The 26,649-nt window shown below is 75.2% G+C and carries 23 protein-coding genes; 13 read left to right on the top strand and 10 right to left on the bottom strand.

The window, feature by feature from the left end; translation table 11 throughout:
• The first annotated feature begins 86 nt into the window (after positions 1–86).
• Together miaB and Cph01nite_RS01405 are read left to right on the top strand one after the other, a co-directional pair.
• Complete coding sequence (miaB, locus tag Cph01nite_RS01400; protein ID WP_203670553.1) at positions 87–1,697, top strand: tRNA (N6-isopentenyl adenosine(37)-C2)-methylthiotransferase MiaB; 1,611 nt, start codon at positions 87–89, stop codon at positions 1,695–1,697.
• A 134-nt stretch (positions 1,698–1,831) separates the two neighbouring features.
• The gene (locus tag Cph01nite_RS01405; RefSeq protein WP_203670554.1) at positions 1,832–3,421 is read left to right on the top strand and encodes an aspartate:alanine exchanger family transporter; all 1,590 of its coding nucleotides are present in this window, start codon (positions 1,832–1,834) and stop codon (positions 3,419–3,421) included.
• A 4-nt stretch (positions 3,422–3,425) separates the two neighbouring features.
• Here the strand turns inward: Cph01nite_RS01405 and Cph01nite_RS01410 are convergent, their stop codons facing one another.
• Together Cph01nite_RS01410 and Cph01nite_RS01415 are read right to left on the bottom strand one after the other, a co-directional pair.
• A complete protein-coding gene (locus Cph01nite_RS01410) occupies positions 3,426–3,947 on the bottom strand; it encodes a type III secretion system chaperone family protein (RefSeq protein ID WP_203670555.1) in 522 nt (173 codons plus the stop codon).
• Positions 3,944–4,528 carry a type III secretion system chaperone family protein gene (locus Cph01nite_RS01415; protein WP_203670556.1) on the bottom strand — a complete coding sequence of 195 codons (585 nt, stop codon included), beginning with the start codon at positions 4,526–4,528 and terminating at the stop codon, positions 3,944–3,946. The genes Cph01nite_RS01410 and Cph01nite_RS01415 overlap by 4 nt, the downstream gene beginning before the upstream one ends.
• 89 nt (positions 4,529–4,617) lie before the next feature.
• Between Cph01nite_RS01415 and Cph01nite_RS01420 the strand changes: the two genes are divergently transcribed.
• From Cph01nite_RS01420 to Cph01nite_RS01435, 4 genes are read left to right on the top strand one after another with little or no spacing between them, the layout of a single operon-like run.
• Positions 4,618–5,385, top strand: a complete 768-nt coding sequence (locus Cph01nite_RS01420) for a class III extradiol ring-cleavage dioxygenase family protein (protein WP_203670557.1) — start codon at positions 4,618–4,620, stop codon at positions 5,383–5,385.
• A complete protein-coding gene (gene miaA / locus Cph01nite_RS01425) occupies positions 5,382–6,338 on the top strand; it encodes a tRNA (adenosine(37)-N6)-dimethylallyltransferase MiaA (RefSeq protein WP_203670558.1) in 957 nt (318 codons plus the stop codon). Before Cph01nite_RS01420 ends, miaA begins: the two co-directional genes overlap by 4 nt.
• Positions 6,335–7,312, top strand: coding sequence for a diaminopimelate epimerase (gene dapF / locus Cph01nite_RS01430; protein WP_203670559.1), 978 nt, complete (start codon positions 6,335–6,337; stop codon positions 7,310–7,312). Before miaA ends, dapF begins: the two co-directional genes overlap by 4 nt.
• Complete coding sequence (locus tag Cph01nite_RS01435; protein WP_203670560.1) at positions 7,309–7,641, top strand: TlpA family protein disulfide reductase; 333 nt, start codon at positions 7,309–7,311, stop codon at positions 7,639–7,641. The genes dapF and Cph01nite_RS01435 overlap by 4 nt, the downstream gene beginning before the upstream one ends.
• On the opposite strand, the gene Cph01nite_RS01440 is transcribed toward Cph01nite_RS01435, so the two are convergent.
• Both Cph01nite_RS01440 and Cph01nite_RS01445 read right to left on the bottom strand, forming a co-directional pair.
• Positions 7,587–9,011, bottom strand: coding sequence for an MFS transporter (locus Cph01nite_RS01440; RefSeq protein WP_203670666.1), 1,425 nt, complete (start codon positions 9,009–9,011; stop codon positions 7,587–7,589). The two genes, Cph01nite_RS01435 and Cph01nite_RS01440, sit on opposite strands and share 55 nt — an antisense overlap.
• Before the next feature lie 35 nt (positions 9,012–9,046).
• Entirely contained in the window at positions 9,047–9,664 is a 618-nt protein-coding gene (locus Cph01nite_RS01445) for a class I SAM-dependent methyltransferase (protein WP_203670561.1), read from the bottom strand.
• Between the two features lie 111 nt (positions 9,665–9,775).
• Between Cph01nite_RS01445 and hflX the strand changes: the two genes are divergently transcribed.
• From hflX to Cph01nite_RS01465, 4 genes are all read left to right on the top strand, one after another.
• Complete coding sequence (gene hflX, locus Cph01nite_RS01450; RefSeq protein ID WP_203670562.1) at positions 9,776–11,296, top strand: GTPase HflX; 1,521 nt, start codon at positions 9,776–9,778, stop codon at positions 11,294–11,296.
• A 9-nt stretch (positions 11,297–11,305) separates the two neighbouring features.
• Complete coding sequence (locus Cph01nite_RS01455) at positions 11,306–13,342, top strand: S9 family peptidase (RefSeq protein ID WP_203670563.1); 2,037 nt, start codon at positions 11,306–11,308, stop codon at positions 13,340–13,342.
• A 57-nt stretch (positions 13,343–13,399) separates the two neighbouring features.
• On the top strand, positions 13,400–15,574 hold the full coding sequence (locus tag Cph01nite_RS01460) for an ATP-dependent DNA helicase (RefSeq protein WP_203670564.1): 2,175 nt from the start codon (positions 13,400–13,402) through the stop codon (positions 15,572–15,574).
• Positions 15,575–15,649: 75 nt separating this feature from the next.
• Entirely contained in the window at positions 15,650–16,654 is a 1,005-nt protein-coding gene (locus Cph01nite_RS01465) for an L-lactate dehydrogenase (RefSeq protein ID WP_203670667.1), read from the top strand.
• A gap of 99 nt (positions 16,655–16,753) precedes the next feature.
• On the opposite strand, the gene lexA is transcribed toward Cph01nite_RS01465, so the two are convergent.
• Positions 16,754–17,506: a transcriptional repressor LexA gene (lexA, locus tag Cph01nite_RS01470; RefSeq protein ID WP_203670565.1), complete on the bottom strand. Its 753-nt coding sequence runs from the start codon at positions 17,504–17,506 to the stop codon at positions 16,754–16,756.
• A gap of 414 nt (positions 17,507–17,920) precedes the next feature.
• Here lexA and Cph01nite_RS01475 point away from each other — a divergent pair, with 414 nt between their 5' ends.
• From Cph01nite_RS01475 to Cph01nite_RS01485, 3 genes are all read left to right on the top strand, one after another.
• Positions 17,921–18,313, top strand: a complete 393-nt coding sequence (locus Cph01nite_RS01475; protein WP_239068956.1) for a LysM peptidoglycan-binding domain-containing protein — start codon at positions 17,921–17,923, stop codon at positions 18,311–18,313.
• Between the two features lie 120 nt (positions 18,314–18,433).
• Entirely contained in the window at positions 18,434–18,934 is a 501-nt protein-coding gene (nrdR, locus tag Cph01nite_RS01480; RefSeq protein WP_203670566.1) for a transcriptional regulator NrdR, read from the top strand.
• A 99-nt stretch (positions 18,935–19,033) separates the two neighbouring features.
• Positions 19,034–19,222 carry a DUF5302 domain-containing protein gene (locus Cph01nite_RS01485; RefSeq protein WP_203670567.1) on the top strand — a complete coding sequence of 63 codons (189 nt, stop codon included), beginning with the start codon at positions 19,034–19,036 and terminating at the stop codon, positions 19,220–19,222.
• Positions 19,223–19,287: 65 nt separating this feature from the next.
• Here Cph01nite_RS01485 and serA read toward each other — a convergent pair whose 3' ends face one another.
• The 5 genes from serA to Cph01nite_RS01510 all read right to left on the bottom strand — a co-directional run bounded on the left by serA (position 19,288) and on the right by Cph01nite_RS01510 (position 26,546).
• On the bottom strand, positions 19,288–20,487 hold the full coding sequence (gene serA / locus Cph01nite_RS01490; protein WP_203670568.1) for a phosphoglycerate dehydrogenase: 1,200 nt from the start codon (positions 20,485–20,487) through the stop codon (positions 19,288–19,290).
• A 109-nt stretch (positions 20,488–20,596) separates the two neighbouring features.
• On the bottom strand, positions 20,597–22,666 hold the full coding sequence (locus Cph01nite_RS01495) for a CotH kinase family protein (RefSeq protein WP_203670569.1): 2,070 nt from the start codon (positions 22,664–22,666) through the stop codon (positions 20,597–20,599).
• A gap of 27 nt (positions 22,667–22,693) precedes the next feature.
• Positions 22,694–23,497 carry a polyphosphate polymerase domain-containing protein gene (locus tag Cph01nite_RS01500; RefSeq protein ID WP_239068957.1) on the bottom strand — a complete coding sequence of 268 codons (804 nt, stop codon included), beginning with the start codon at positions 23,495–23,497 and terminating at the stop codon, positions 22,694–22,696.
• The gene (locus Cph01nite_RS01505; RefSeq protein ID WP_203670570.1) at positions 23,494–24,108 is read right to left on the bottom strand and encodes a DUF4956 domain-containing protein; all 615 of its coding nucleotides are present in this window, start codon (positions 24,106–24,108) and stop codon (positions 23,494–23,496) included. The genes Cph01nite_RS01500 and Cph01nite_RS01505 overlap by 4 nt, the downstream gene beginning before the upstream one ends.
• A gap of 185 nt (positions 24,109–24,293) precedes the next feature.
• Positions 24,294–26,546 (bottom strand): HelD family protein, encoded by a 2,253-nt coding sequence (locus Cph01nite_RS01510; protein ID WP_239068958.1) that lies wholly within the window; start codon positions 26,544–26,546, stop codon positions 24,294–24,296.
• Positions 26,547–26,649 lie beyond the last annotated feature (103 nt).

The following is a 26,649-nucleotide window of genomic DNA, read 5'->3' on the forward strand; positions in this document are numbered from 1 at the left end:
ACGGACCGGTAACAGCCGGTTCACACGCAAAGGGCCCTGCCGGTGGCGTCCGGGCCGGTGACAGGCCCGTCGTACCCTGGGAGGCGATGTCCACGACCCTGCCCGTCCCCGTCGCCGTCCCCGTCGCTGCGCCCGCGCCCCCGCCGGCCGACGGGCGTGCCCGCACGTACCTCGTGCGCACGCTCGGCTGCCAGATGAACGTGCACGACTCCGAGCACATGGCCGGGATGCTCGAGCAGGCGGGGTACGTCCCGGCCGCGCCGGCGGACGCGGCGGCGGAGGACGTCGACGTCCTGGTCATCAACACGTGCGCCGTCCGTGAGAACGCGGCGGACAAGCTCTACGGCAACCTGGGCAGGCTCGCCGGCACCAAGCGATCCCGGCCGGGTGGCATGCAGATCGCGGTCGGCGGCTGCCTCGCGCAGAAGGACCGCGCCGGCATCGTCGAGCGGGCGCCCTGGGTCGACGTCGTCTTCGGCACGCACAACCTCGACGTGCTGCCGGCGCTCCTCGAGCGGTCGCGGCACAACGCGCAGGCGCAGGTCGAGATCGCCGAGTCGCTGCAGGTCTTCCCCAGCACGCTGCCCACCCGCCGGGAGTCCGTGTACGCGGGGTGGGTGTCGATCAGCGTCGGCTGCAACAACACGTGCACGTTCTGCATCGTCCCGCACCTGCGCGGCAAGGAGCGCGACCGGCGGCCCGGGGAGATCCTCGCGGAGGTCGAGGCGCTGGTGGCCACCGGTGCGATCGAGGTCACGCTGCTGGGGCAGAACGTCAACTCCTACGGCGTCGGCTTCGGTGACCGGCACGCGTTCGGCAAGCTGCTGCGCGCGGTCGGGGCCGTCCCCGGTCTCGAGCGCGTGCGCTTCACCTCGCCCCACCCGGCGGCCTTCACCGACGACGTGATCGACGCGATGGCGAGCACCCCGACCGTGATGCCTCAGCTCCACATGCCGCTGCAGTCCGGGTCGGACCGCGTGCTGCGCGCGATGCGGCGGTCGTACCGGGCGGAGCGGTTCCTCGGCATCCTCGACCGCGTGCGTGCCGCGATCCCCGACGCGGCGATCACCAGCGACGTCATCGTCGGGTTCCCCGGGGAGACGGACGAGGACTTCGAGGACACCCTGCGCGTCGTCGAGGCGGCCCGGTTCTGCTCGGCCTTCACCTTCCAGTACTCGCAGCGGCCCGGGACGCCCGCGGCGGACCTGCCCGACCAGCTGCCCAAGGCCGTCGTGCAGGAGCGGTACGAGCGGCTCGTCGCGCTGCAGGAGCGGATCTCGGCCGAGGACAACGCGGCACAGGTGGGACGGACGGTCGACGTGCTGGTGGCGCAGGGGGAGGGGCGCAAGGACGGCGCGACCGCCCGCATCTCCGGCCGCGCCCGCGACAACCGCCTCGTGCACCTCGCGCTGCCCGCCGGTCTCGACCCCGCCGACGCGCCACGCCCCGGCGACCTCGTCACCGTCGAGGTGACCCGCAGCGCGCCGCACCACCTGGTCGCGGACTCGGCGCTCACGCCCGGCGGCCGGTTCCGCGTCCGTCGGACGCGTGCGGGCGACGCGTGGCAGGCGCGCACCGAAGGCCGCGACGAGCACGCGCACGGTGGCCAGGGCGGTGGCTGCGGCCCCGTGGCGGGCGCGACCCCCGGTGGCCCGGTGGTGCTGGGACTGCCGGGGCTCGGTCGCCCGACCGGCTGACGGCGGACGCGGGGACGCACGCCGCTGCGGCGGCACCCGGGCCCTTGGGACCACGCCCCGGCAGGCGCCGCGGGCTTCAATGAGGTCGGCAACGCCGCCGTCCCGCGGCGCCCGCAGCACCCGTGGAGCCCGTCATGTCCGAGGTCTTCCTCTTCCTCGCCCAGCAGCCCGTCCTGCTGCTCTTCGTCGTCATCGGGGTCGGGTCGGCCGTCGGCCACGTCAAGGTCCGGGGCGTCGGGCTCAGCGCGGCGGCCGTGCTGTTCCTCGCGATCGGGCTGTCGGCCTGGGCGGCGTCCTACGGCATCGACCTCGAGATCACCGAGGTGCTCGGCACGCTCGGCCTCACGCTGTTCACGTTCTGCGTCGGCCTGGTGTCGGGCGCGACGTTCTTCTCGTCCCTGCGGCGCAGCCTGGCCCCGATCCTCGCCGTGGCCGGCGTGCTCGTGGCGAGTGCCGTCGTCGCGGTGGTGACGGGCGGGCTGCTCGGCCTGGAACGCGCCGTCGTCGCGGGCGCGTGGGCGGGCGCGGTGACGAACACCCCCGCGCTGGCGGCCGCCCGCGAGGCCGCGGGCGACGCCACCGGACCCACCATCGGGTACGCCGTGACCTACCTCTTCGGCGTCGTCGGGATGCTCGTCGCCGTGTCCGCGGCGCTGCGGCAGCGCGGCCACGACACCGACGTCCCACCGACGCTGGTCAGCCGGACGGTCCGGGTCGAGGTGACGGGGCAGCCGCGGATCCAGGACCTCGAGGAGCAGCACGGCGACCGCATCAAGTTCTCCCGCGTGCGGCGCGGCGAGCAGTCGCCCATCCGCACGGCCGAGGCCGCGGACCTGCTCCTGCTCGACGACCTCGTGACGGTCGTCGGGCCGTCCGACGAGGTCGACGCCGTCACGCGCGAGCTCGGCCACGCGTCCTCGCACCGCCTCGAGGCCGACCGGCTGTACCTCGACATGCGTCGGGTGACCGTCTCGGCCGAGCGCGCGGCGGGTCACACGATCGCCGAGCTGGACCTGCTGCACCGCTTCGGGGCCACGATCTCGCGGGTGCGACGCGGTGACGTCGACGTCGTCGCGACCGACGACTTCCAGCTCCAGCTCGGCGACCGGGTCCGCGTCATCGCGCCGCGCGAGCGCATGGCCGAGGTGTCGACGTGGTTCGGCGACTCCTCGCGCGGCCTGTCCGACATCACCCCGGTCGTCCTGGGGGTCGGCATGGCGGCCGGCATCGTGATCGGCACGACGGCGTTCCCCGTCCCGGGCGGTGTGTTCACGATCGGGTCGGCGGCCGGCACGCTGCTGGTCGGTCTGGTGCTCGGCCGGCTCGGGCGGATCGGCCCGGTGGTCACCGCGATGCCCTACACGGCGGCGCAGGCGATCGCCGAGCTCGGCCTGCTGATCTTCCTCGCGCAGGCGGGGACGCGGGCCGGTGCGCAGATCGGCGCCGCGTTCACCTCGGGCGACTGGCTGCGCATCCTGCTGCTCGGCGTCGTCGTCACCGGGTTCGTCGCCACCGGCCTGTACGTGGTGATGCGGCGGGTGCTCCGGGTCGGCGGGACGCGGTTGTCCGGGATCATGGGCGGCGCGCAGACGCAGCCCGCCGTGCTGGCGTTCAGCAACGCCCGCACGGGGTACGACGCGCGCGTCGCGCTCGGCTACGCGCTGGTCTACCCGGCGGCGATGATCACCAAGATCGTCGTCGGACGGATCCTCGGAGGGCTGTGACCCCTCAGTTGTCCGGCACGTCCGGGGGAGGCGCGCCGTCGGCGGGGACCACCGGGTCGAGGGCGGCGAACAGCTGCACGCCGGTGCCCAGCCCGCACGCGAGCAGCTGGGCGAGCTGCACGTCGGTCACCCCCGGCTCGAGGTCCGCCGAGACCTCGGCGTACACCGCGAGCATGCCCTCCTCCTCGCGGACGTAGGCCTTGGGCCAGATGCGCTCGCGGTTCCAGTCGTTGAGCGCCAGGGCGAGCGCGCGTCGCTGCTCCAGCGGAAGCGAGCGGTGCCAGCGGCCCCGGACCTGCAGGATCTCCTGCTGCTCGCCGAGCAGGAGGAACCAGAAGCGGCTGCCGTCCCACGTGCCGGTCAGGTCCCCGTCGTCGTCCACGACGAACCGGTACCCGCGGGCCAGGAGGTAGTCGGCGACGCGGTCACGGGTCAGCGGTCGCGGCGGCTCGTCGCCGACCGTCGGCCCCTTGGTGGGCTTGGGCAGACCGCCGAGCACGCGCAGCAGCCACCCGGGGGTGCTCACGGGGCCGCTCCCGCAGGGTCGGGGTAGCGCTCGTCCAGGGCGTCGAACAGCATGCTCCCGGTCGACAGCCCGCAGAACAGGATCTGGCTCAGCTGGGCGTCGGTCGCACCGTGCTCGAGGTCGGTCGCGACCTCCGCGACGACGTGCACGCGGCCGTTGTCACGCACGCGGACGTACGCCTTGGGCCAGATGCGCTCGGCGTTCCACTCGTTGCACAGGTCGAGCACCTCCTCGAGCCGTTCGATCGCGAGCTCGCGGTGCCACTGCCCGCGCACCTGCAGGATCTCCGCCTGCTCGCCGAACAGGAAGAAGTAGAACAGGCGGCCGCGCCACAGGCCACCGAGGTCGCCGTCGTTGTCGATGAAGTAGGAGAACTGGTTGTCCGACATCCACGACGCGATGCGCGCGGGCGACACCGAGGTGGGGAACGCGGTCGCGTGCTCGGCCGAGCCGAGCTCACGCACGAGCAGCTCGGCGACCCGGTCGTGCAGCTCCACGTCGTCGAGCGGCGGCTGCGACGGGTCCGTCACCGGGCGCGCCCCGGACCACCACCGACGGGCGAGCTGACGGAACCACCCCATGCGCCGACCCTACCTGGCGCTGCCGACGGCCCGCGGAGCCGACCGGGCTCGGCGTCGGGCCACGCCCGTCGGGGCTATACGGTCGGACCGTGCTCGTCGTCGCCGCCCTGGTCCCGGACACCGTCCTGCTGCTGGCCGGTGCGGCCGGGCGCGGCCCCGACGACGCGACTCTCGTCGCGCTGCGCACGTCGGCCCTCGCCGCGGTGGCGCGCGCGGTCGCCGGGGCCACCCGCACGGTGGTGGTGGCGCCCGGTGCCGTCACGCGGTCGGTCGCCGGCCCGGTGCGGGCGGGGGCCGCTGCGGCGGGCGTCCCGGACCACCTGCTCGTGGGCGGGGCGACCGACGTCCTGCTCGTGCCGGCGGCCGGTGCCGCGCCGGCGCTGCCCGGGGCGCCCGGCTCGGGCACGGTGGTCGGGCTGCGGCTGGCGCTCGCTGCGGGCGCCGCCCCGGCGGGCCTGCACCTGCTCGAGGTCGCGCCCGGGGAACCGGCCGAGCTGCGCGCCCTCGGGGCGGCGACCACCTCGTCCGGGCCGACGGCCCTGGTGGTGGTCGGTTCCGGGTCGGCACGCCACGGTGACGGCGCCCCGCTGCCGGCGGACGACGAGGCCACGACCGTGGACGGCGCGCTGCTGGCGGCGTGCACGTCGGGCGGTCGCGCCGCACGTGACGCGCTCGCCGACCTCGACGCGGGCGTCGCCCGGCGGCTCGCGGCGACGGGCTGGGCCCCCTGGCAGGTCCTGGTCGGGGCGCTCGACGCCACGGGTCAGGGCGCTGACCTGGCGGGTCCCGAGCTCCTGCACGCGAGCGTGCTCCGCGGGGCGGCGCACGCTGCAGTGGTCTGGGCGGTCGCGCCGTGAGCCTCGTCGTGGCCGTCGTCGGCCCCACCGCGACCGGCAAGTCGGACCTGGCCCTCGACCTCGCGGTGGCGCTCGGGGCGGAGGTGGTCAACACGGACGCGATGCAGCTCTACCGCGGCATGGACGTCGGTACCGCCAAGCTCGCGGCCCACGAGCGACGCGGCGTCCCTCACCACCTGCTCGACGTGCTCGACCCCGACCAGGAGGCCTCCGTCGCCGACTACCAGCTCCTCGCCCGCGCGACGCTCACGGAGCTCGCGTCGCGCGACGTGCGCGCGGTGGCCGTCGGCGGGTCCGGACTGTACGTGCGCGCCCTGCTGGACCGCATGGAGTTCCCCGGCACCGACCCCCACCTCCGGGCCGCGCTGGAGGCCCGCGCCGAGGCCGAGGGGGCGCGTGCGCTGCACGCCGAGCTCGCGGCCGTCGACCCCGTCGCGGCCGCGGGCATCGGGCCGCGCAACGCGCGTCGCGTCGTGCGGGCCCTCGAGGTGATCGCGCTGACGGGCCGGCCCTACTCCGCGAGCCTGCCGACGCACGAGTACGAGGTGCCGGCGCTGCAGATCGGGCTGGACTGCGACCGCGCGCTGCTCGACGCGCGCATCGAGCAGCGGGTGGCCCGGATGTGGGACGGCGGCCTGCTGGACGAGGTGCGCCGGCTCGCGGCGCGCGGGCTGGGCCGCACGGCGTCGCGCGCCGTCGGCTACGCCCAGGCGCTCGCGGAGCTGGCCGGGGAGCTCGACAGCGCGTCGGCGCGCGCCGCCACGGCCGCGGGGACGCGGCGCCTCGCCCGCAAGCAGATGGGCTGGTTCGGGCGCGACCCCCGGGTGCACTGGCTGGACGCGCAGGACCCGGACCTCGTCGCCCGGGCGCTCGACCTGGTCGAGGCGGCCGACGCCGGCCGGCTCCGCTCGCCGGACCCGCACGCCCCCGTGCGCCGTACGCTGGGGTCGTGACCGCCCCGACCCCCGTCGCCCCGCACGTCGAGCCCGCCGTGGGCCGTCCGGACGTCACCCCGCTCGCGGTCACCAAGGGCCACGGGACCCAGAACGACTTCGTGCTCGTGGACGACCGGTCGGGTGCGCTGGACCTCACCCCGGCGCTCGTCCGCGGGCTGTGCGACCGGCACGCAGGGCTGGGTGCCGACGGCGTGATCCGGCTGGTCGCCACGGCACGGGTCCCCGACGCCCCGGACGCGGCCCGCGGCACGACGTGGTTCATGGACTACCGCAACGCCGACGGCTCGCTCGCGCAGATGTGCGGCAACGGCGTGCGCGTGTTCGCCCGGTACGCGCACCGCCTCGGCCTGTGGGACCCCGCGGACGGGGCGCTGGCGGTGGGCACCCGCGCCGGCGTGCGCTCCGTGGTCACCGCACCCGCCCTGGACGGCGACGAGCCGTGGTTCACGGTCGGGATGGGCGCGGTCACGCTGCCGGCCGGCCCGGGCGCGATCGCCACGGGCGGTGACGTCCAGGTCCAGGTGGCCGGGCTGTCGGTCACCCGCCCCGGCCTGTCCGTCGACGTCGGCAACCCGCACACGGTCGTGGTGCTCGCCCAGGAGGCGGACCTCGACCGGGTCGACCTGGTCGTCGCACCCGTCGTGGAGCCCGTCCCCGCGGACGGCACCAACGTCGAGCTCGTCGTCCCGCTCGGCGAGCTCGCCGCCGCCGACGGCACGCTGGTCGGACGCGTCCGCATGCGCGTGCACGAGCGGGGCGTGGGCGAGACGCGGTCGTGCGGCACCGGCGCGGTCGCCGCGGCGGCGGCGGTCCGTGCCTGGGGCGGCCCGCAGGCGCCCGACGTGTGGCTGGTCGACGTCCCGGGTGGCACCGTGCGCGTCACGCTGCACGCCGACGGGCAGGCCGACCTGGCAGGCCCCGCGGTGCTCGTCGCCGACGCCCAGGTCGACCTGCGGGCGCTGGCGACGTGACCGACGCCCTCACGGCCCACCAGATCGGTGCGCCGCTGGGCGAGCGCGCGACCCTGGTCCAGGTGTCGACCGCGTTCTGCGCGCCCTGCCGGGCGGCGCACCGCGTGCTGGCCCGCGTCGCCGACGCCGTCCCCGGGGTCGCTCACGTCGACGTCGACGTGGCCGACGCCCCCGAGCTGGCCGCGGCGCTCGGGGTCACCGCGACCCCGACCGTCGTGGTGCTGGACGCCGCCGGGACGGTCGTCGTCCGGGCCGAGGGGGTGCCGACGCCGCGTCAGGTGGTCGGCGCGCTCGCCGCGGCCGTCCCGGGGACCGACCCGCTGACCTGACGCTCGGCCGGGGGGACGCCGACGCGCGGTGCCACGAGCACGGCGCCCAGGGCGAGCACGGCGGTGAGGGCGAACGCACCCACGAACGGGCCGGGGCCGGTGTAGCCCGCGGCGCCGCCGGTGGCGACGACGACGACGCCCGTCAGCGCGAGCGCGAGCGCCGCGCCCACGGAGTCGGCGATGGAGTTCGCGGCGCTGTTGCGACCCTGGTCCTGCGGAGCGGACCATCCCAGGAGCAGCACGTTCAGGCGCGACGAGCCGAACCCCATGCCGGCACCCGCCAGCGCCCACACGGCCACGACGACCCCACCGGGCAGCTCGAGGACGGTCGCGCCCGCGGCGCCCGCCACGCCGGCCAGGACCAGCGCGGTCCCGATCCGCACGGCCGTCCGGCTGCGCAGCCGGACGCCCAGCCGGCCCTGTGCCACCGAGGCCGCCGACCACGCCAGCGCGGCGGCGGACAGGCCCAGGCCGCTCGCGGTCGTGCCCCACCCGTCGCGCTCGACCAGGAGGTACGGGACGTAGACCTGGGCGCCGAAGAAGGCGCCGGGCAGCAGCAGCCGCGTCAGGATGACGCTCGGCAGGCCGGGCCGGCCGCGCAGCGCACCGGGCGGGAGCAGCGGACGGGACGCCGCGACGGCCGTGACCGCGGCGCCGCCCGCGAGGACGAGCGCCCACGGCGCCGGCAGCGGAGCCGCCAGGTTGAGGGCCAGGACCGCGACGGCGACGAGCAGGGCCCACCCGACGCGTCGTGCGGCGGCGTCGTCCTGCGCCGGGTGGTCGGTGCCGCGGACGTCCGCGTCCTGGCCGGCCCGCCCGAGCCCGCGCACCGCGCCGAGCAGCGGGACCGCCGCCGGGACGACCAGCACGGCGACCCCCAGGAACACCCAGCGCCACCCGGCGAGGTCGGCCACGAGCCCGGCGAGCGCGGGGCCGACGATCGACGGCAGCACCCACGCGGTGGAGAACCACGCGAACACGCGGGGGTGCAGCACGGCGGGGTAGGCGCGTGCCACGGCCACCAGGAGCGTCACGTTGACGACGCCGCCGCCCAAGCCCTGCGCGAGGCGCCCGACCACGAGCAGGGGCATGGTCGAGGCGGCGCCCGCGACCAGCAGACCGACCACGAACAGCGCGACGCCGGCCGTGAACGGTGCGGCGGGACCCCGCCGGTCCGCCCAGGTGCCGGCGACGACCATGCCGACGACGCCGGTCGCGAGCGGACCGGCGAACGCGAAGGCGTACAGCGAGCGGCCGTCGAGCACGTCCGCCACCTGCGGCATCACGGTCGTCACGGCGAACGACTCGAACGCCACGAGCACGACGAGGGCGAACATCGCGTACGCGGTCGTGCGTCGCGCGCGCCACATCGCCTCGGGCGACGCGGCGTCGCCGGCACGCTGCGTCACGGCGCGTACCGCAGGACCCGGAAGCCCTTCGCGCTCGCCTCCCGCGTCGTGGGCAGGCCGGCCTCGTCCGTGAGCCAGCGCCGCAGCGGGTCGGCGCCGAGGTGGCGCCCGACGACGAGCCAGGCGTCACCGCCGGCCGCCACGCGCGGCAGCCAGCGCGTCAGCAGCGCGCGCAGGGCCGGCTTGCCGATGCGGACCGGCGGGTTGGACCACAGGGTCGCGAACCGCACGGCCTCGGGGACGTCCTCGGGGGTCGCGGCCACCACGTTGCCCAGGCCGAGACGCGCGGCGTTGCGCCGGACGAGGTCGAGCGCGCGCTCGTTGACGTCGACCGCCCACACGCGGGCGTCCGGGGAGCTCAGCGCGAGCGTCAGCGCCACGGGCCCCCAGCCGCAGCCGAGGTCGAGCAGATCGCCCGTCGGGGGCGGGGACGGGACGGTGCGCAGCAGCACCTGCGTGCCGAGGTCGACGTGGTCGGGCGAGAACACCCCGCCGGCCGTCTCGACCTGCACGTCGCGACCGGCCAGCCGGACGTGCAGCGACCGGCGCTGCTCGGCCGACGCCGGTCGGGCCGTGAAGTAGTGGTCGCCCTGCGGGTCGTCGGTGCCGCTCACCGGACCGAGGCTAGCGGTGCGCGCGCCCTGTGCCCGCAGCGAAATCCCGTCGCGGGTGTCGTACGTGCGTGCGATCCTGGACACAGCCGACCCGCCGACGAGAGGAACCGCGTGGACGACCGAGAGCTCACCACCGACGAGGCGCCCGAGGCACCGGCGCGCAGCGCGCAGGAGGTGGCCGACGACGTCGTCGCGCGTGTGCTCGCCCGGGCGGGCACCGCCGTCCAGGCCGGGGGGACCGCGCACACCACGTTCGACGGGGACCAGCTCGACCTCGAGGAGCGCACGTCGCTGCGCCGCGTGGTCGGGCTGTCGACGGAGCTCCAGGACGTCTCCGAGGTCGAGTACCGCCAGCTGCGTCTCGAGCGGGTCGTGCTCGTCGGTCTGTGGGGGGCCGGCACCGCGGAGGAGGCCGAGATCTCCCTGCGGGAGCTCGCCGCGCTCGCGGAGACGGCCGGGTCGCAGGTCCTCGACGGTCTGCTGCAGCGCCGGCGCACCCCCGACCCCGGCACGTTCCTCGGGTCGGGCAAGGCCGTCGAGCTCGCGAGCCTGGTGGCGGCGGTCGGCGCCGACACCGTCGTGGTCGACGGTGAGCTCGCGCCGTCCCAGCGGCGCGCGCTCGAGGACATCGTCAAGGTCAAGGTCGTCGACCGGACGGCGCTGATCCTCGACATCTTCGCCCAGCACGCCAAGTCGCGGGAGGGCAAGGCGCAGGTCGAGCTCGCGCAGCTCGAGTACCTGCTGCCACGTCTGCGCGGGTGGGGCGAGTCGATGAGCCGCCAGGCCGGTGGCCAGGTGGGCGGCGCCGGCGCCGGCATGGGGTCGCGCGGACCGGGTGAGACCAAGATCGAGCTCGACCGGCGGCGGATCCGCAACCGCATGGCCAAGCTGCGGCGGGAGATCGCGGCGATGGCGCCGGCGCGCGCGACCAAGCGGGCCTCGCGGGAGCGCAACGCGATCCCGTCGGTGGCCATCGCGGGCTACACGAACGCCGGCAAGTCGTCGCTGCTCAACCGCCTGACGCACGCCGGGGTCCTGGTCGAGAACGCGCTGTTCGCGACGCTGGACCCCACGGTGCGTCGCGCCGAGGCCGCCGACGGGCGCGTGTACACCCTCGCCGACACCGTGGGCTTCGTGCGGCAGCTGCCGCACCAGCTGGTGGAGGCGTTCCGCTCGACCCTCGAGGAGGTCGCGGCCGCCGACCTCATCCTGCACGTGGTGGACGCGGCGCACCCCGACCCCGAGGGGCAGATCGCCGCGGTGCGCCACGTGTTCGCCGACATCCCCGGTGCGATGGACGTGCCCGAGATCATCGTCCTCAACAAGGCCGACCTCGCGTCGCCCGAGGCGGTCGCGCGACTGCGCTCGCGCGAGGTGCACTCGATCGTCGTGTCGGCGCACACGGGTGAGGGCATCGCGGAGCTGGGCGAGCTCATCGCCGACCAGCTGCCGCGTCCGGGTGTCGAGGTCGAGGTGGTCGTGCCCTACACGCGCGGCGACCTCGTCAGCCGCGTGCACGAGCACGGCGACATCGACGTGGAGGAGCACACCGCGTCCGGCACGCTGCTGCGGGCCCGCGTCGACGCCACGCTGGCCGCCGAGCTCGAGGCGGCGGCGGTCCCGGCGACCTAGGGTCGACCCGTGCTGCCCTCCGACCTCGACCTGCTGTGCACGCTCGGCCCGCCGGCGCCGCTGCCCGACGGCACCGCGGTCGTCGTCGCGGTCACTCGACCCGACCTCGCGGCCGACGCGTACCGCGGTGAGCTGTGGCTCGTCCCGCTGGGTGACGACGACCCGGGGAGCGCCCGCCGGCTGACCCACGGCCACCGCGACGGCGCGCCCGAGGTCTCGCCCGACGGGCGGCTCGTCGCCTTCACCCGCGCCCCGCTGACCGGCGAGCCCGCGCAGGTGCACGTGATGCCGCTGGGCGGCGGTGAGCCGGTGCGCCTGACGGCGGCGCCGCTGGGGACCAACGGACCGCGCTGGTCACCCGACGGCTCGCGGCTGGCCTACGTCGCCCGGGTCCCCCAGGAGGGGCGGTACGTGCCGGGCGGCGACCCGGCGGCCGAGGCGCCGCGTCGCATCACGACGTTCGCCTACCGGACGGACGGCGTCGGGTACGTGCACGACCGGCCCCAGCACGTGCACGTGCTCGAGGTCCCCGCGGACCCCGGGGCCGGCGGCGACCCGCCGGTGCCGGTCGCCCTGACCTCGGGTCCGGCCGAGGTGACCGGCCCGCGGTGGACGGTCGACGGCACGGCGCTGGTCGCGGTGAGCACCCGGCACGTCCTGCGGGAGCACGACGTGCGGCGCGACGCCGTCCTCGTCCCCGCCGGACCTGACGCGGCCGGACCGCAGGCCGTCGTCCTGCTCACCGACGCGGACGCGGGCAGCCCCTTGCGCGTCGAGGCCGTCCTGCCGGCGTCGGACGGCGTGTGGCTGCTCGCCGCCGACCTCGGGTCCGACGGCACCGACACGGTCGGTTCCCTGACCGGCCTGTTCCGGGTCCCGACGGCCGGATCCGGCGCCGCGACGCGTCCGACGGGCGCGCCACGACGCCTCACCGACGCCGACCACGTCGGTCTGGGCGACGTGCTCGTGCCCGCGATGGACGACGTGCTGGTCACGGTCGAGGACCACGGTGCGGTCCGGCTCGTCCGGGTGGACCGCGAGGGGACGGCGACCGAGCTCGTGGGCGCGCCGCACGTCGTGCTGGGCGCCGGCGCCGCCGTGACGCGCACCGGCCCGGTCCGTGCGGTCGCGACCGCCGCCACACCCACCAGCGCCGGCGTCCTGCTGCTCGTCGACGGCTCGGGGTCGACGGGCACCGTGTCGACGGTCGCCGACTGGTCGGAGCCGCTGCGGGCGACCGGGCGCACCGTGGTGCCGACGGCTCTGACGGCGTCGGCGCCCGACGGCTACCGGGTGCACGGGTGGCTCGCGCTGCCGGATCCCCGGCGCCACGGCAGCGGCCCGCACCCCACGCTCCTGATGATCCACGGCGGGCCGTTCGCGCAGTACACGCACGGCCTCTTCGACGAGGTCCAGGTCCTGACGGGGGCGGGGTACGCGGTCGTCCTGGGGAACCCGCGCGGCTCGTCGGGCGCCGGCCGGGCGCACGGCAGGGCGATCCGCCGGGCGATGGGGACGGTCGACGCCGAGGACGTCCTCGCGCTGCTGGACGCGGCGCTGGCCGGGCACGGCGACGTGCTGGACGCCGGGCGGGTGGGCGTCCTGGGCGGCTCGTACGGCGGGTACCTCACGGCGTGGCTCACGACCCGGACCGACCGGTTCGCGGCCGCCGTGGTCGAGCGGGCGTTCCTCGACCCGGTGAGCTTCACCGGGTCGAGCGACATCGGCTGGTGGTTCGGGCTGGAGTACGTCGGCGACCACGGGGTGGACCCCCGGGGCGTCGCCGCCCAGTCGCCCATGGCGCACGTGGACCGGGTGAGCACGCCGACGCTCGTCGTGCACTCCGAGCAGGACTGGCGGTGCCCGCTCGAGCAGGGCCAGCGCTGGTTCGTGGAGCTGCGGCGCCGCGGTGTGCCGACGGAGCTGCTGCTCTTCCCGGGGGAGGGGCACGAGCTGTCCCGCACAGGTCGTCCCGCGCACCGCCGTGCCCGCTTCGAGCACCTGCTCGAGTGGTGGGAGCGGCACCTGCCGACCGGCACCCGATGACGACACGCTCCGTGCCCGGCGCGCCCCGGCGTCCGTGGGCGCGACTACGCTGACGCGGTGCCCGAGCCAGAACCGTCGTCCAGCGCGGACGCCGACGACGACGCGCGGGCGGTGCACGCGCTGGCCGAGGTCGACGAGCTGCTCGACCTCGCGGTCGGAGCCCTCGGCGGCGGACGGCGCGACGGGCAGCACACCATGGCGCAGGCCGTCGCCGACGCGCTGCGCACCGGCGAGCACCTGCTCGTCCAGGCGGGCACGGGGACGGGCAAGTCCCTCGGCTACCTCGTGCCGGCCGTCCGGCACGCGGTGCAGACCGACGAGCGCGTCGTCGTCTCGACGGCCACCCTGGCGCTGCAGCGGCAGGTCCTCACGCGCGACCTGCCGCTGGTGACCACGGCGCTCGGGTCGCGCCTGCCGCGCCAGGCGCAGGTGGCGCTCCTCAAGGGCTGGCACAACTACCTGTGCGTGCACAAGGTCGCCGGCGGCTACCCGTCCGACGAGCAGGGCACGCTGTTCGACGTCCCCGAGCGCCCCGGCGCCGCCGACCACCCGCCGGTCGCGGAGGACGGCGAGAACGTCCGCGAGAGCCTCGGCGAGCAGGTCCTGCGGGTCCGCGAGTGGGCGGACGGCACGCCCACGGGCGACCGCGACGACCTGGTGCCGGGTGTCTCGGACCGGGCGTGGCGGCAGGTGTCGGTGACGTCCATGGAGTGCCTCGGGGGCGTGTGCCCCCTGCTCGCCGAGTGCTTCCCCGAGGCCGCGCGGGCGCGCTCGCGGGAGGCCGACGTCGTGGTGACCAACCACGCGATGCTCGGCATCGCCGCGTCCGGGTCGCCCGGTGTGCTGCCCGAGCACCAGGTGCTGGTCGTCGACGAGGCGCACGAGCTGGCGGACCGCGTCACGGCGCAGGCGACGGCCGAGCTGTCCCTGCCGACGATCGAGCAGGCCGCGCGCCTGGCACGGCGGCACGGCGGCGTCCCGACCACGGATCTCGACACCGCCGGCCAGCACCTCGCGAGCGTGATCGTGCCGCTGCCGGAGGGGCGGTTCCCCCGGGGCCTGCCCGACGACGTGCGGCTCGCCGTCGCGGCCGTGCGGGACGCCTCGAGGACGCTGCTCACCGCGCTCAAGCCCGAGGCCGGCTCGCGTGACGCGGGGGACGGCGGCCGCAAGATGGCCGCGTCGGCGATGCTGGCGCTCTTCGAGGTCGCCGAACGCATGGCCGCCGACCCGGAGCAGAACGCGTCGACCGTCCTGTGGTGCGCGCGCGGCGAGGACCGCCGTGGCCTGACGACGACCCGGCTGCACGCCGCACCCCTGGCCGTCGCGGGGCTGGTGCGCACCCACCTGCTCACCGGGCGGACGGCCGTGCTGACGTCCGCGACGCTGACCCTGGGCGGGTCGTTCGATCCTGCGGCGCGCGCCGTCGGGCTCGCGGCTCGCCCGGACGCCGCGCCGGTCGGCCCGCCCGTGCTCGGCGCACGCGCTGCTGCGGACGGCGACACCCCAGGGCAGCTGCCGGTCGCCGCGCCCGCCACGGGCGCGGGTGCGGAGCAGGTGCCGCGCTGGCGGGGGCTCGACGTGGGGAGCCCGTTCGACTACCGCCGCCAGGGGATCTGCTACGTCGCGCGCCGGCTCCCGCCGCCGGGCCGCGAGCCGGCGACGGACGCCCAGCTGGACGAGATCGCGACCCTCGTCGAGGCGGCGGGCGGCCGCACGCTCGGGCTCTTCACCTCACGGCGCGCCGCGACGGTGGCGGCCGAGGCGATGCGGGAGCGGCTCGACGTCCCGGTCCTGCTTCAGGGTGAGGACCAGCTGCCGACGCTCGTCGCGCGGTTCGCCGCGGACGAGCCGACGTGCCTGTTCGGCACGCTGTCGCTCTGGCAGGGGGTCGACGTGCCCGGGCCGGCCTGCCGGCTCGTGCTGATCGACCGGATCCCGTTCCCGCGGCCCGACGACCCGGTGCGCTCGGCACGTGCGGACGCCGTGGCCGCCGCGGGGGGCAACGGGTTCATGTCCGTCTCGGCGACGCACGCGGCCCTGCTCCTCGCGCAGGGGGCGGGGCGCCTGGTGCGGTCGGGCGCCGACCAGGGGGTCGTGGCCGTGCTGGACCCGCGACTGGCCACCGCTCGCTACGGCGAGTACCTGCAGCGGTCCATGCCCCCGTTCTGGCGCACCACCGACCGCGACGTGGTGGTGGCGGCGCTGCGCCGGCTGGCGGGTTCGCACTAGCCTCGTGACGGGGCGCGCCGGGTCGGGCGGGCGCGTCCCGGTTCCACGCTCGCGCCCGTGACGAGGGGAAAGACCATGGTCGACATCACCGAGGGCGACGAGCTCGCCCTGCGCCCAGCGCCCTCCGTGCCGCGCCGCACGTCGAAGCTGGGGATCGTCGGCGCCGGGGCGGTGGGCTCGACGATGGCCTACGCCGCGCTGATGCGGGGCGCCGCGCGCACCGTCGCCCTGCTCGACGTCAACCGGGCCAAGGTCGACGCGGAGGTCCTCGACCTGTCGCACGGGATCCAGTTCATGTCGATGGCCGAGGTGATGGGCTCCGACGACGCGTCGGTCATGGCGGACTGCGACGTCGTGATGTTCACCGCGGGCGCCAAGCAGAAGCCCGGGCAGTCGCGGCTCGACCTGGCCGAGGCGACGATCTCGCTCGTGCGCAAGGTCCTGCCCGGGATCGTCGAGGTGGCACCGAACGCGGTGTACGTGATGGTGACCAACCCGGTGGACGTGGTGACCTACGCGGCGCTGAAGATCTCCGGCCTGCCGCCCGCCCAGCTGTTCGGCTCCGGGACCGTGCTCGACTCGTCCCGCCTGCGCTACCTCATCGCCCGGCACACCGGTGTCGCCGTCCAGAACGTGCACGCCTACGTCGCCGGCGAGCACGGTGACACCGAGCTGCCGCTGTGGAGCTCGGCGAGCATCGGCGCGGTGCCGCTCCTCGACTGGGCGGGGCCGGGCGGCCAGGGCGCGCTGACGCGCGAGGTGCGCGACGCCATCGCCCGGGAGGTCGTGGAGTCCGCCTACCGCATCATCGAGGGCAAGGGCGCGACCAACTACGCCATCGCCCTGGCGGGGTCACGGATCATCGAGGCCGTGCTGAAGGACGAGCGGCGCATCCTGCCGGTCTCGTCGCTGCTCGACGGCTACCTGGGCATGTCGGACGTGTGCCTGAGCGTGCCGTCGATCGTCGGCTCGTCGGGCGTGCTTGAGCGTCTCGAGGTGCCGATGTCGTCCGACGAGGTCCTCGGGATGCGTCGCTCGGCGGAGGCCGTGCGCTCCGTCGCTCGCCGCTTCGGCTTCTGACCCGGCAGGGGTCGACGAGGGTCGTGACGCGGCCCCGGGCGGGGAGGAGTGTCCTTCCCGCCCGGGGCCGCGGTGCGCGTGCTCGCGACGCCGTGCGCGCTACAGGCTCCGCAGGACGCTGACGACGCGGCCGAGGACGGTCGCGCCGTCGCCGTCGATCGGTGCGTAGGCCGGGTTGTGGGGCAGCAGCCAGACGTGTCCGTCGATCCGCTTCAGGGTCTTGACGGTGGCCTCCCCGTCGATCATCGCGGCCACGATCTGCCCGTTCTCCGCCACCGGCTGGCGGCGGACCACCACCCAGTCGCCGTCGCAGATCGCCGCGTCGATCATCGAGTCGCCGGCCACCTTGAGCAGGAACAGCTCGCCCTCGCCGACGAGCTGGCGCGGCAGGGGGAAGACGTCCTCGACGACCTGCTCGGCGAGGATCGGACCGCCTGCCGCGATGCGGCCCACCACCGGCACGTAGGAGGGGGCGGGCGCGTGGTCGCGCTCGGGGGTGTCAGGATCGGACGGCGGTGCGTCGGACCGGGCGCCCCACGGTCCCACGGTGCGCGCGTCGTCGGGCTGCACCACCTCGATCGCGCGTGGCCGGTGCGGGTCGCGCCGCAGGTAGCCCTTGCGCTCGAGCGCGGTGAGCTGGTGCTTGACGCTCGACGGGCTCGTGAGGCCGACCGCGTCGCCGATCTCCCGCATGCTCGGCGGGTAGCCCCGCTGCTCGACGGACGCCCGGACGGTCTCCAGGACGAGCCGCTGCCGCGTCGTGAGCCCGTCGCCGGGGACCTCGTCGGCCTCGACGGCCGCGGCCGTGCGCGGGCCCCGCTCCTGCGTCGTCGTGCCGTCGTGCCCGTCCACTGCATCTCCCGCCGTCGGTCCGCACAGGCCCGGGTCGGGCTCCGCGTGCGCGGGGCACCGCGACGCCTGACGTCGGGCCGACGCGCATCCGGCCTGGTCGGGCCCGTGCGCGCCGCACCCGGCCGGTCCCCGCGGCACCTGCGCCCGCGGCGATGTCAGAGGTCGGTGGTGCACTCGTCGCAGTGCTCACCCTAGGGGTGAGGGCCTGCCCGATCAAACATCTGTTCGAGCGTGTCTCGACGGATGTCGGTGGCATCTGGTAGACATCGTACAGACGTTCGACGAACAGGTGTTCGAGCGAGCGGGTGTCAGCGAGGTCGTGCCGGCCGGCGAGGCCGGGTCGGCGGGACGAGCGAGGAGAGGACCGACATGAGCGCGATGGCGATCGCACCGGCAGGCCGGAGCCTGCGCGGCGTGCGCACGGCACCTTCGGCGACGGCCTCGCGTGCCCCGGGTCCGCAGCTCCGTGCCGCGCGGGTGCCGGACCGGGTCGGGGTCGGGCCCGAGGGTGCTGCGGGACGCCTGCGGCTGACCCGTCGCGGACGCGTCGTCGTGTGGCTGCTCGCCCTGTCGCTCGCCGCGGGCGTCGGGGGTGCGGCGGCGTCCGCCCAGGCCGACGGCCCGGCGGCCGGCACCGAGGTGCGTCGCGTGCTGGTGGCCCCGGGCGACACCCTGTGGGGGATCGCCGCCGACGCCGCGGCGCCGGGCGAGGACGTCCGGGACGTGGTGCTGGAGCTGATGGCGCTGAACGAGCTGTCCTCCGGTGGCCTGCAGGCGGGCCAGACCGTCGTGGTGCCGGCCGGATGACGTCGGCTGTGCGCTGCGCGGGGAGGCGTGTTGCGACGGAGTGGCGGACGCCCTAGCGTCACGTGGGTCCGCACCGCCTCGCCGGCGCGCACGCCCACCCGTCACGCCGAGAGGTCCGCTGTGCACTGTCCCTTCTGCCGGCACCCCGACTCGCGCGTCGTGGACTCCCGCACGTCGGACGACGGCTCGTCCATCCGACGGCGTCGGCAGTGCCCGAGCTGTCACCGCCGGTTCACGACGCTGGAGACGGCCAGTCTCTCGGTCGTCAAGCGGTCGGGCGTCACGGAGCCGTTCAGCCGCGAGAAGATCGCCAACGGTGTGCGGAAGGCGTGCCAGGGCCGGCCGGTCAGCGAGGACCATCTCGCGCTCCTGGCTCAGAAGGTGGAGGAGAACCTGCGGACCTCCGGCTCAGCGGAGATCGACGCCTACGAGATCGGGTTGGCCATCCTCGGGCCTCTGCGCGACCTCGACGAGGTCGCCTACCTGCGCTTCGCGAGCGTGTACCAGGCGTTCGACTCGCTCGAGGACTTCGAGTCGGCGATCTCCGGCCTGCGTGCCGAGCACGCCGTCGACCCGGGCGTCGACGGGGCCGCTGACGAGGAACCACCCGCGTCGGGCTGACGTCCCGCGACGCGCCGTCGAGGTATGGGCTGGCGTCCGGGCGCCGCGTCGACCACGCTGGGGTCGCCGACGACCCTGTCGGCGGGCGGAGGACATGACATGACGCAGGACGATCGACCCTCGGCAGTGAGCGACGAGGCCAAGGAGAAGTTCCGGGCCGCGCTCGAGCGCAAGAAGGCCCAGGGGCACCCGACCGCGGACGGGAGCCGGAACACCGGTGCCGTGCACGGGGCGGAGACGGCCGGCCCCACGCAGCGCCGGTTCCAGCGCAAGTCCGGATCGGCCTGACGCAGGCAGCGACGGGTCGGACGGGGCGGTGCCCCTCCGACCCGTCGGCGTCGGACCGGCCGGACTCAGTCCAGCAGCCGCAGCCGCAGTGACTCCGGGCGGCCGGCGAGGACGTCGACGACGCCGGTGGTGACGGGCGACGCGACGTCGGTCACCACGTAGCCCAGCTCGCCCCGGGTGGCCAGGAGCTGACCCTCGATGTTCACGCCGTGGTCGGCGAGGGTCGCGTTGATGGTCGCGAGGACGCCCGGCACGTTGCGGTGCAGGTAGGCGATCCGGTGTGCGTCGGGTCGCTGGTCGAGGGCGAGGTTCGGCAGGTTGACCGACAGGTTCGTCGACCCGGTCGACAGGTAGTCCCGGACCTTGTTCGCGACGAACTGGCCGATGGCCTCCTGCGCCTCCTCGGTCGAGCCGCCCGTGTGGGGCGTGAGGATGACGTTCGGCAGCCCGCGCAGCTCGGACTCGAACGGGTCGCCCTTGCGCTTGGGCTCGACGGGGAAGACGTCGACCGCGGCGCCGGCGACGTGCCCCGAGAGCACCGCGTCGCGCAGCGCCGCGTAGTCGACGACGAACCCACGGGACAGGTTGAGGAAGATCGAGCCGGGGCGCATGCGGGCGATCTGCTTGGCGCCGAACATGCCGGCGTTGCCGGCGCGCCCGTCGACGTGCAGGGTCACGACGTCGGCGGTCTCGAGGAGCTCGTCGAGCGTGTTCATGCGGCGCGCGTTGCCGAGTGCGAGCTTCTCGCTCGAGTCGTAGAAGACGACGGACATGCCGAGGTTCTCGGCCAGGACCGACAGCTGGGTGCCGATGTTGCCGTAGCCGATGATGCCCAGCGTCCGCCCCCGGACCTCGTGGGCGCCCGTCGCGGACTTGTTCCAGACGCCGGCGTGCATCTCCTCGTTGAACACCGTCAGGCGGCGAGTCAGCGAGATGATGTCGGCGATCGCGATCTCGACGACCGAGCGGGTGTTGGAGAACGGCGCGTTGAACACCGCGATGCCGCGGTTGGCGGCCGCGTGCAGGTCGATCTGGTTGGTGCCGATGCAGAACGCGCCGACGACCTCGAGGTCGGTGGCAGCGTCGAGGACCTCCGCCGGGACGGAGGTCTTGGAGCGGATCCCCAGCACCTGGACCCCGGCGAGGGCCTCGACGAGCTCGGACTCGTCGAGCGCGCCGGTGCGGGTCACGACGTCGAAGCCGGCGGTCTCGAGGATCGTCCGGGCGTGCGGGTGCAGGTTCTCGAGGAGCAGGGCGGTGGGCACGCCCCATGGTGCTCTCGTCCCGCGCCGTGGACCAAAGCCGTCCCGAGGGGCGGAACGGGGCCGCCCGAGGCGGTGCGTCCCGCGCCCCGGGCGGCCCTGTCCTGCCGCGTCAGCCGGCAGCGCACCCGACCGTCGGGGTGCCGAGCGACCCCGAGGACGAGCCGATGAAGCCGAAGGACGTGCTCGCGCCGGCACCGAGCGCCCCGTTCCACGCGACGTTGCGCGCGACCGGTGCCGAGGTGCTCCCGGTCAGCGTGGCGTTCCACACCTGGCTGACCCCGGTGCCGGCCGGCATCCCGAGCGTCACGCTCCACCCGGCGATCGCCGCGGGCCCGGCCGTGACCGTGACCTCGCCCTGGAACCCGCCCGGCCACGTGGAGACCGCACGGAAGGTCGCGGTGCAGCCCTGCGGACCCGGTCCGGTCGTGGGGCTCGGTGTCGGTGTCACGGTCGGTGTCGGTGTCGCGCTGGGTGCGGGGGTCGCGCTCGGGGTCGCCGTCGGTGTGGGTGCGACGGAGGGCGACGGGACCGGGTCGGTCGGACCGCCCCACGCCGCAGGCGTGTCCAACCACGCGGCACGGCGCAGCATCCAGTCCTGCAGGTGGCCCACCTGGCCGCTCCACGTCCCGTTGGTCGGGGTGACGAACGGTCCGACATTGCGGGTCGTGAGGTTGGGCCAGCGCTGGAAGTTGCGCGCGGCCGCGGCGGGCAGGGGCGCCGTCAGGGCGGAGACCCGGGACCGCAGCGCGGCGTCGGCCAGCGCACCGCGTCGCAGCTCCTGCCACCGGACCTTCACACGGTTGACGAACGACGGGTCGTTCATCAGCACGGTGAACCAGTCGGTGGGCGGGTTCTGCCGTGTCTGCTGGTACTGCCATCCGGAGACCTGGTCGTTCTGGAAGAACCCGCCGACGCCGAAGGTCAGGTCGAAGTCCCACAGCGGACCTGCGGTGAGCAGGCCCCCGCGGTCCTTGAAGAAGTACTGGCTGCGGTAGTAGGCGTCCATGTCACGGCTCAGCTCGTTGACGATCACGAGGTCGACGAACGAGTCGACGTCGATCAGGGACGGGTAGCCCGTCGTCGGGTCGGCGCGCCCGGGGGAGTGGATGGCGTCGTTGACGCGGCCGACGTAGGTGGCGATGTAGTCGAGCTGCGCGGGGACCAGGTCGTCGGGGTCGTGGACCTCGAGGTCGGACCAGCACCGCGTCGTCCCCCGGCACGGGATCAGCGGCTGCTCGGCGGCCAGCCACTCGAACTTGACGATGTAACCGCCCTCCACCCGGGGGGAGGTCACGTCCGCGGGGTTGAGCTTCTTCAGGTCGAGCCGGTTCTTCTGGTTCTTGATGGTCTCCTCGAGCATGTACACGCCGCGGTAGTCGTCGGCCGCCACGGGCCGCGCGTCGTCGTTCACGTAGACCTCGACCAGCCGGTAGCGCGGCGTGTGCAGGCCCAGCTCGCGACCGAGGTCGAGGACCAGCGCCTCGCGCACCAGGGACTTGTCGGCGAACGGTCCGCGCAGCACCCAGTCGGACTCGGCCGGCATGCCGAAGAACGGCAGGTCGTTGTCGTCGTCGTCGTTGTCCCACAGCTCGAGCCGGTACGGCTTCTTGTCGAACATGCGGCTCGACTGCCCCCGCAGGCGGTAGCCGGCGCGGGTCACGAGCGTCGGGTCGGCGGTCAGCGTCGTCGAGCCGCCGGTCGGCTGCAGCTCGACCACCGCTGCCGGGTGGTAGTCGTCACCGACGGCACCCCTGCCGAACGAGTCGAGGACCAGCACGGGCAGGTCGTGGCTCGTCGTCACGGCCGACGCGACGTACTGCGCGGAGCCGGGAGCACCGCTCGCCGTCCCGGCGACGAACGTCTGGGCGCGCACCTCGGTGCTGCGGGTCAGGGTGAGCGGTCCTGTGGCCACCGGCGAGGAGGCCGTGGGGGGCGAGCCGTCGGTCGTGTACCTCACCTGGGCGCCGGCCAGGGCCGTCCCGAGCGTGACCTGCAACGTGCCCGTGAAGACGCGTCCGGGCACCGAGAACGTCACGTCCCCCGTCAGGCCGGCGTCGGTGGCGGTCACCGCCGCCGCGGGTTCCGATGCGCTCGCTGCGGACGTGGGGGCGAGCAGGGTGGCGGTCAGCGCGCAGGCGGCCGCTGCGGCCGCGAGCGTACGAGTGGTCCGTCGTGACATCGTCGTCTCCTCGGGTGTGCGTGCGTGTCAGTGCGCGGACGCCTCGACGGCGCTCACGCTGTGCGGCACGAGGTGGCGGCGCAGCGTGCGCCGCCACCGGGTCGCGGGCAGCTCGGGCTGGAGCGCGGCCAGACCGGTCGCGTACTTCGAGATGCGCAGGGGACGGTGCCCGAGGGCCCACAGCAGCCGGTCGGCGGCCGACGCGGTCGAGCCGGTCTTGGTCTCGACGACGGCGAGGTCACGCAGGTGCAGGGGGCGGCGACGGTCGTGCCAGGCGAGCTCGAGGTCGACGGTGAGGCGGCTGCCGGCTTCGGGGAGCAGGATCGTGGCGCGCCGGTACCGGGTCACGAGCGTCGGCGACCAGCGCAGGTCGGCGGCGCCGGTGATGCCGTGCGCACCGAGAGTCGCGGTGACGAAGGGCAGTGCAGGGGCGACGTCGGCGCGGTCGTCGAGCCGGTGGGGGACGCGGTCCTTGATCGTGGTTCCCCGGGTCCCGCGGGTCTTCACCTCGATCCAGCACTGCGCGGAGTCCACGTAGGTGCGCGTCCGCACCTTGAACCGCCTGCGACGGCGGTGGGCGGCGAGGTGGTAGGCGAGCAGGTCCGGCGTGTCGAAGTACACCGACTCGTAGTCGAACAGCCGACGCGTGCCGATCTGGAGGACCTGCGCGTCCCGGGGCAGGCCGCGGACGAGCGCTCCCACGTCCGCCACGGGCACCAGGTACTTGCGGTCGACGCGGGTCAGCAGGCCGGCCCGCTCGACGAGCTCCTCGAGGCCCACGGGGACGAGGTGCGCCACCGGGCCCTCGAGCAGGTCCGTCGCCTCGGTCACGAGGCGGCGCCCGTGGCCGAGGACCGGGCGGTCTCGCGGGCCGGCTGGGCGTGGCCGCGTCGCCGCGCCGGGGGCACCGCCTCGAATCGCACGTCGACCCACGTGGTGTCGTTCACGAGGTCGACGCGCTGGACCGCGACCTGGTGCACCCTCGCGCCGAGCATGCCCTCGAGCCGTGCGACCAGGGCGATCCGGTCTAGCACGGCGCCGTCGAGGACGAGCTCCTGGCGCTGGTGGCGCCGCAGGACGCCGGGGTGGTCGCCGAGGAGCACGGCGACCAGCAGGAGCGCCATGAAGGCGACCGAGTGCCACAGGACCGGTCCGGGAAGCGCACCCAGGATGCCGAGCGCGAGCGAGGCGAAGTAGTAGGCGACCTCCCGCTGGTCGATCTCCGTCGAGCGCAACCGGATGATCGACAGGACCCCGAAGAGCCCCAGGCCCAGCCCGGCACCGATCGACGCCGAACCGAGCGTCGAGGCGACGGCGAGCACGCCGACGTTCACGCCGAGGAAGGCGACGACCAGGTCGCGTCGGCGATGGCGGCGGAAGTACGTCCACGTGAGCAGCCCGATGCCGACGAGGTCGGCGCCGATGAGCACGATCTGGTCCATGCGCGGTGTTCCCCCTGGTGTCCTCCTGCGCTGCCGGATGACGCCCCGGTGAACACGTGGTGAACACGTGGGGCAGGGCAGGACCATGGGGGCGCCGTCGGGGGCCCGTCAACGGTGCTAAACGTTTGCCGTGACGTTGTGACGATACGCCGTGACTGCGCGTCGAATCGCTCCCGGCCAGTCGCTCAGATCTCTTCGCCGAAGCCCGCCGGCAGGTCCCGGGCGTGCACCACGTGCAGGGCGTGGGTCGGCCGCGTCATCGCGACGTAGAGGTCGCCGGGGGAGGCGGACTGCACCTCAGTCGGCTCGACGAGGACGACGACGTCGAACTCGAGGCCCTTGGCCTGAGCGGGGGTGAGGACCACGACGGGGGCGTGCAGGTCGACGGCGTCGCCGGCCGGGACGCTCCGGCCGGCGGCGGCCAGCGCCGCGCGCACCTCGGCCGCGCGGCCGAGGGCCGCCACCACGGCGACGCGCCCCGCGCCTGCGGCGTCCTCGACCTGCGCCGCCAGCTTGTCGGCGGTCGAAGCTGCGACCGGGGCCAGCAACGCGTCGTCCGCCACGCGCTCGAGCGTCAGTGCGTCCGCGACGTCGCGCGCGGACGTCTGCGGACTCACGGGCAGTCCGGCGGCGACCGCCACCCGGCGGGCGGCCTGCGCGACCGTCGCCGGGGTGCGGTAGTTGACGGTCAGCTCGGCGAGGCGCCATGAACCCCGCAGCAGGGGGTCGAGCATCGCGGCCCAGTCGTGGGTCCCGCCCGCCGCGGACGTCTGCGCGACGTCGCCCACGACCGTCAGCGACCGGGTCGGGACGCGTCGCAGCAGCGCGCGCCACGCCATCGCGGACAGCTCCTGCGCCTCGTCGACGACGACGTGGCCGTACGTCCACGACCGGTCCGCCGCAGCACGCTCGGCGGTCGTGAGGCGCGGACCGCTGCTCGCGAACCGGCCGGCCAGCGCCTCGGCCGACACCATGTCGCCCGCCCCGGTGCTGCGCAGCACCTGGCGCGCGTACTCGATCTCGGCCTCCCGCTGCTGCGCGTCGGCGCGGGCCTGGGCCCGGGCGGCCTGGTCGTCCTCGCCGAGCAGCTCGGCCGCCTCGTCCAGGAGCGGCACGTCGGCGGGCGTCCACGGGTGGTCCGCCGGCCTGACCAGGAGCGCACGCTCGCGCGCCGACAGCTCCGGCGCGGCGGACTCGAGCCGGTGCGGCTTGGTCCACAGGTCGGTGAGCAGCCCCTGCGGGGTGAGCGGCATCCAGGCGAGGTTGAGGGCGATGCGGATCTCCCGCGTCGTGCGCAGGTCCTCGACGATCTCCGCCCGGTCCTCCGGGGGGACGTCCCACCCGAGCTGCTGGACGTACTGCTCCGCGAGGCGGGCGAGCATGTCGCGCACGAACGTGACACGCGCCTGGTTGTGCGGCCGGTTCTGGCGGCGCGCGCGTCCGATCGCCGCGGCCACGTCCTGCGGTCGCACGACGACCGTGCGGCCGTCGACCCGGACGCGCGTCGCCTGCTGGGGCACGCGCTGCCGCTGGCGTACGGCACGGCGCACGACGCGCGCCATCACGGCGTCCCCCTTGAGGCGCGCGACGTCGTCGGACTCCGTGCCCCGTGCCTCCACGCCGGGGTACAGGTCGGCGAGCGTCGCCGTGACGACGCCGGTCTCGCCCAGCGAGGGCAGGACCTGGTCGATGTAGCGCAGGAACGTGCGCGAGGGACCGACCAGGAGCACGCCCGAGCGCTCGAGGAGCCGGCGGTGGGCGTAGAGCAGGTACGCGGCACGGTGCAGCGCCACGGCGGTCTTGCCGGTGCCCGGGCCGCCCTGCACCACCAGCGTGCCGTTCAGCGGGGAGCGGATGACGGCGTCCTGCTCGGCCTGGATCGTCGCGACGATGTCACCCATGCGGCCCGTGCGGGCTGCCCCGAGGGCGGCGAGCAGGGCACCCTCCCCGGAGACGCCGGCCAGGGTCGCGGGGTCCACACCCGCCGCGACGAGGGCCTCGAGGTCGAGGACGTCGTCCTCCAGGCCGGTCACGCGTCGTCCGGCGGTGACGAGGTGGCGGCGCCGCACCACCCCGTCGGGCTGCGCCGCGGTCGCGCGGTAGAACGCCTGGGCCGCCGGGGCCCGCCAGTCGGTGAGCAGCGGGGTCTGGTCCTCGTCGGTGAGCCCGATGCGTCCGATGTACCTGCGCTCGCCGTCGCGCAGGTCGAGGCGACCGAACGCGAGGCGGTCCTCCACCGACTCCAGCTGGGCGACGCGGTCCTCGTACAGCGTCGCGAAGGCGTCGCGCTCGGAGCGGTTCTGCGGCGAGCCCGACGGACCTGCCCGTCGCACCGCCGCGAGGCGCCGGCGGGACTGCGCGCGCAGCTCGTCGAGGCGCTGGTACAGCACGTCGACGACATGCTGCTCGCCCACGAGCTCGCTGTCGATCGCTGCCACCCGCCCGTCCACCCCCCCGGCGCCCGGGTCGCACGCCCGGTCGCGACGCTCCGCACGACTTGCGGGCGCCCCGCCCCACGGGCGGCCGTCCATTATCCGCCGA

The organism is Cellulomonas phragmiteti, from assembly GCF_016862775.1.
Taxonomy (GTDB): Bacteria; Actinomycetota; Actinomycetes; order Actinomycetales; family Cellulomonadaceae; genus Cellulomonas; species Cellulomonas phragmiteti.

Excerpts from the sequence above, each read along its gene's own strand:
- Cph01nite_RS01440 (WP_203670666.1), bottom strand. The coding sequence starts at position 9,011 with ATGTGGCGCGCGCGACGCACGACCGCGTACGCGATGTTCGCCCTCGTC.
- Cph01nite_RS01405 (WP_203670554.1), top strand. The coding sequence starts at position 1,832 with ATGTCCGAGGTCTTCCTCTTCCTCGCCCAGCAGCCCGTCCTGCTGCTC.
- miaB (WP_203670553.1), top strand. The coding sequence starts at position 87 with ATGTCCACGACCCTGCCCGTCCCCGTCGCCGTCCCCGTCGCTGCGCCC.
- Cph01nite_RS01485 (WP_203670567.1), top strand. The coding sequence starts at position 19,034 with ATGACGCAGGACGATCGACCCTCGGCAGTGAGCGACGAGGCCAAGGAG.
- Cph01nite_RS01415 (WP_203670556.1), bottom strand. The coding sequence starts at position 4,528 with ATGGGGTGGTTCCGTCAGCTCGCCCGTCGGTGGTGGTCCGGGGCGCGC.
- Cph01nite_RS01465 (WP_203670667.1), top strand. The coding sequence starts at position 15,650 with ATGGTCGACATCACCGAGGGCGACGAGCTCGCCCTGCGCCCAGCGCCC.
- Cph01nite_RS01505 (WP_203670570.1), bottom strand. The coding sequence starts at position 24,108 with ATGGACCAGATCGTGCTCATCGGCGCCGACCTCGTCGGCATCGGGCTG.
- Cph01nite_RS01495 (WP_203670569.1), bottom strand. The coding sequence starts at position 22,666 with ATGTCACGACGGACCACTCGTACGCTCGCGGCCGCAGCGGCCGCCTGC.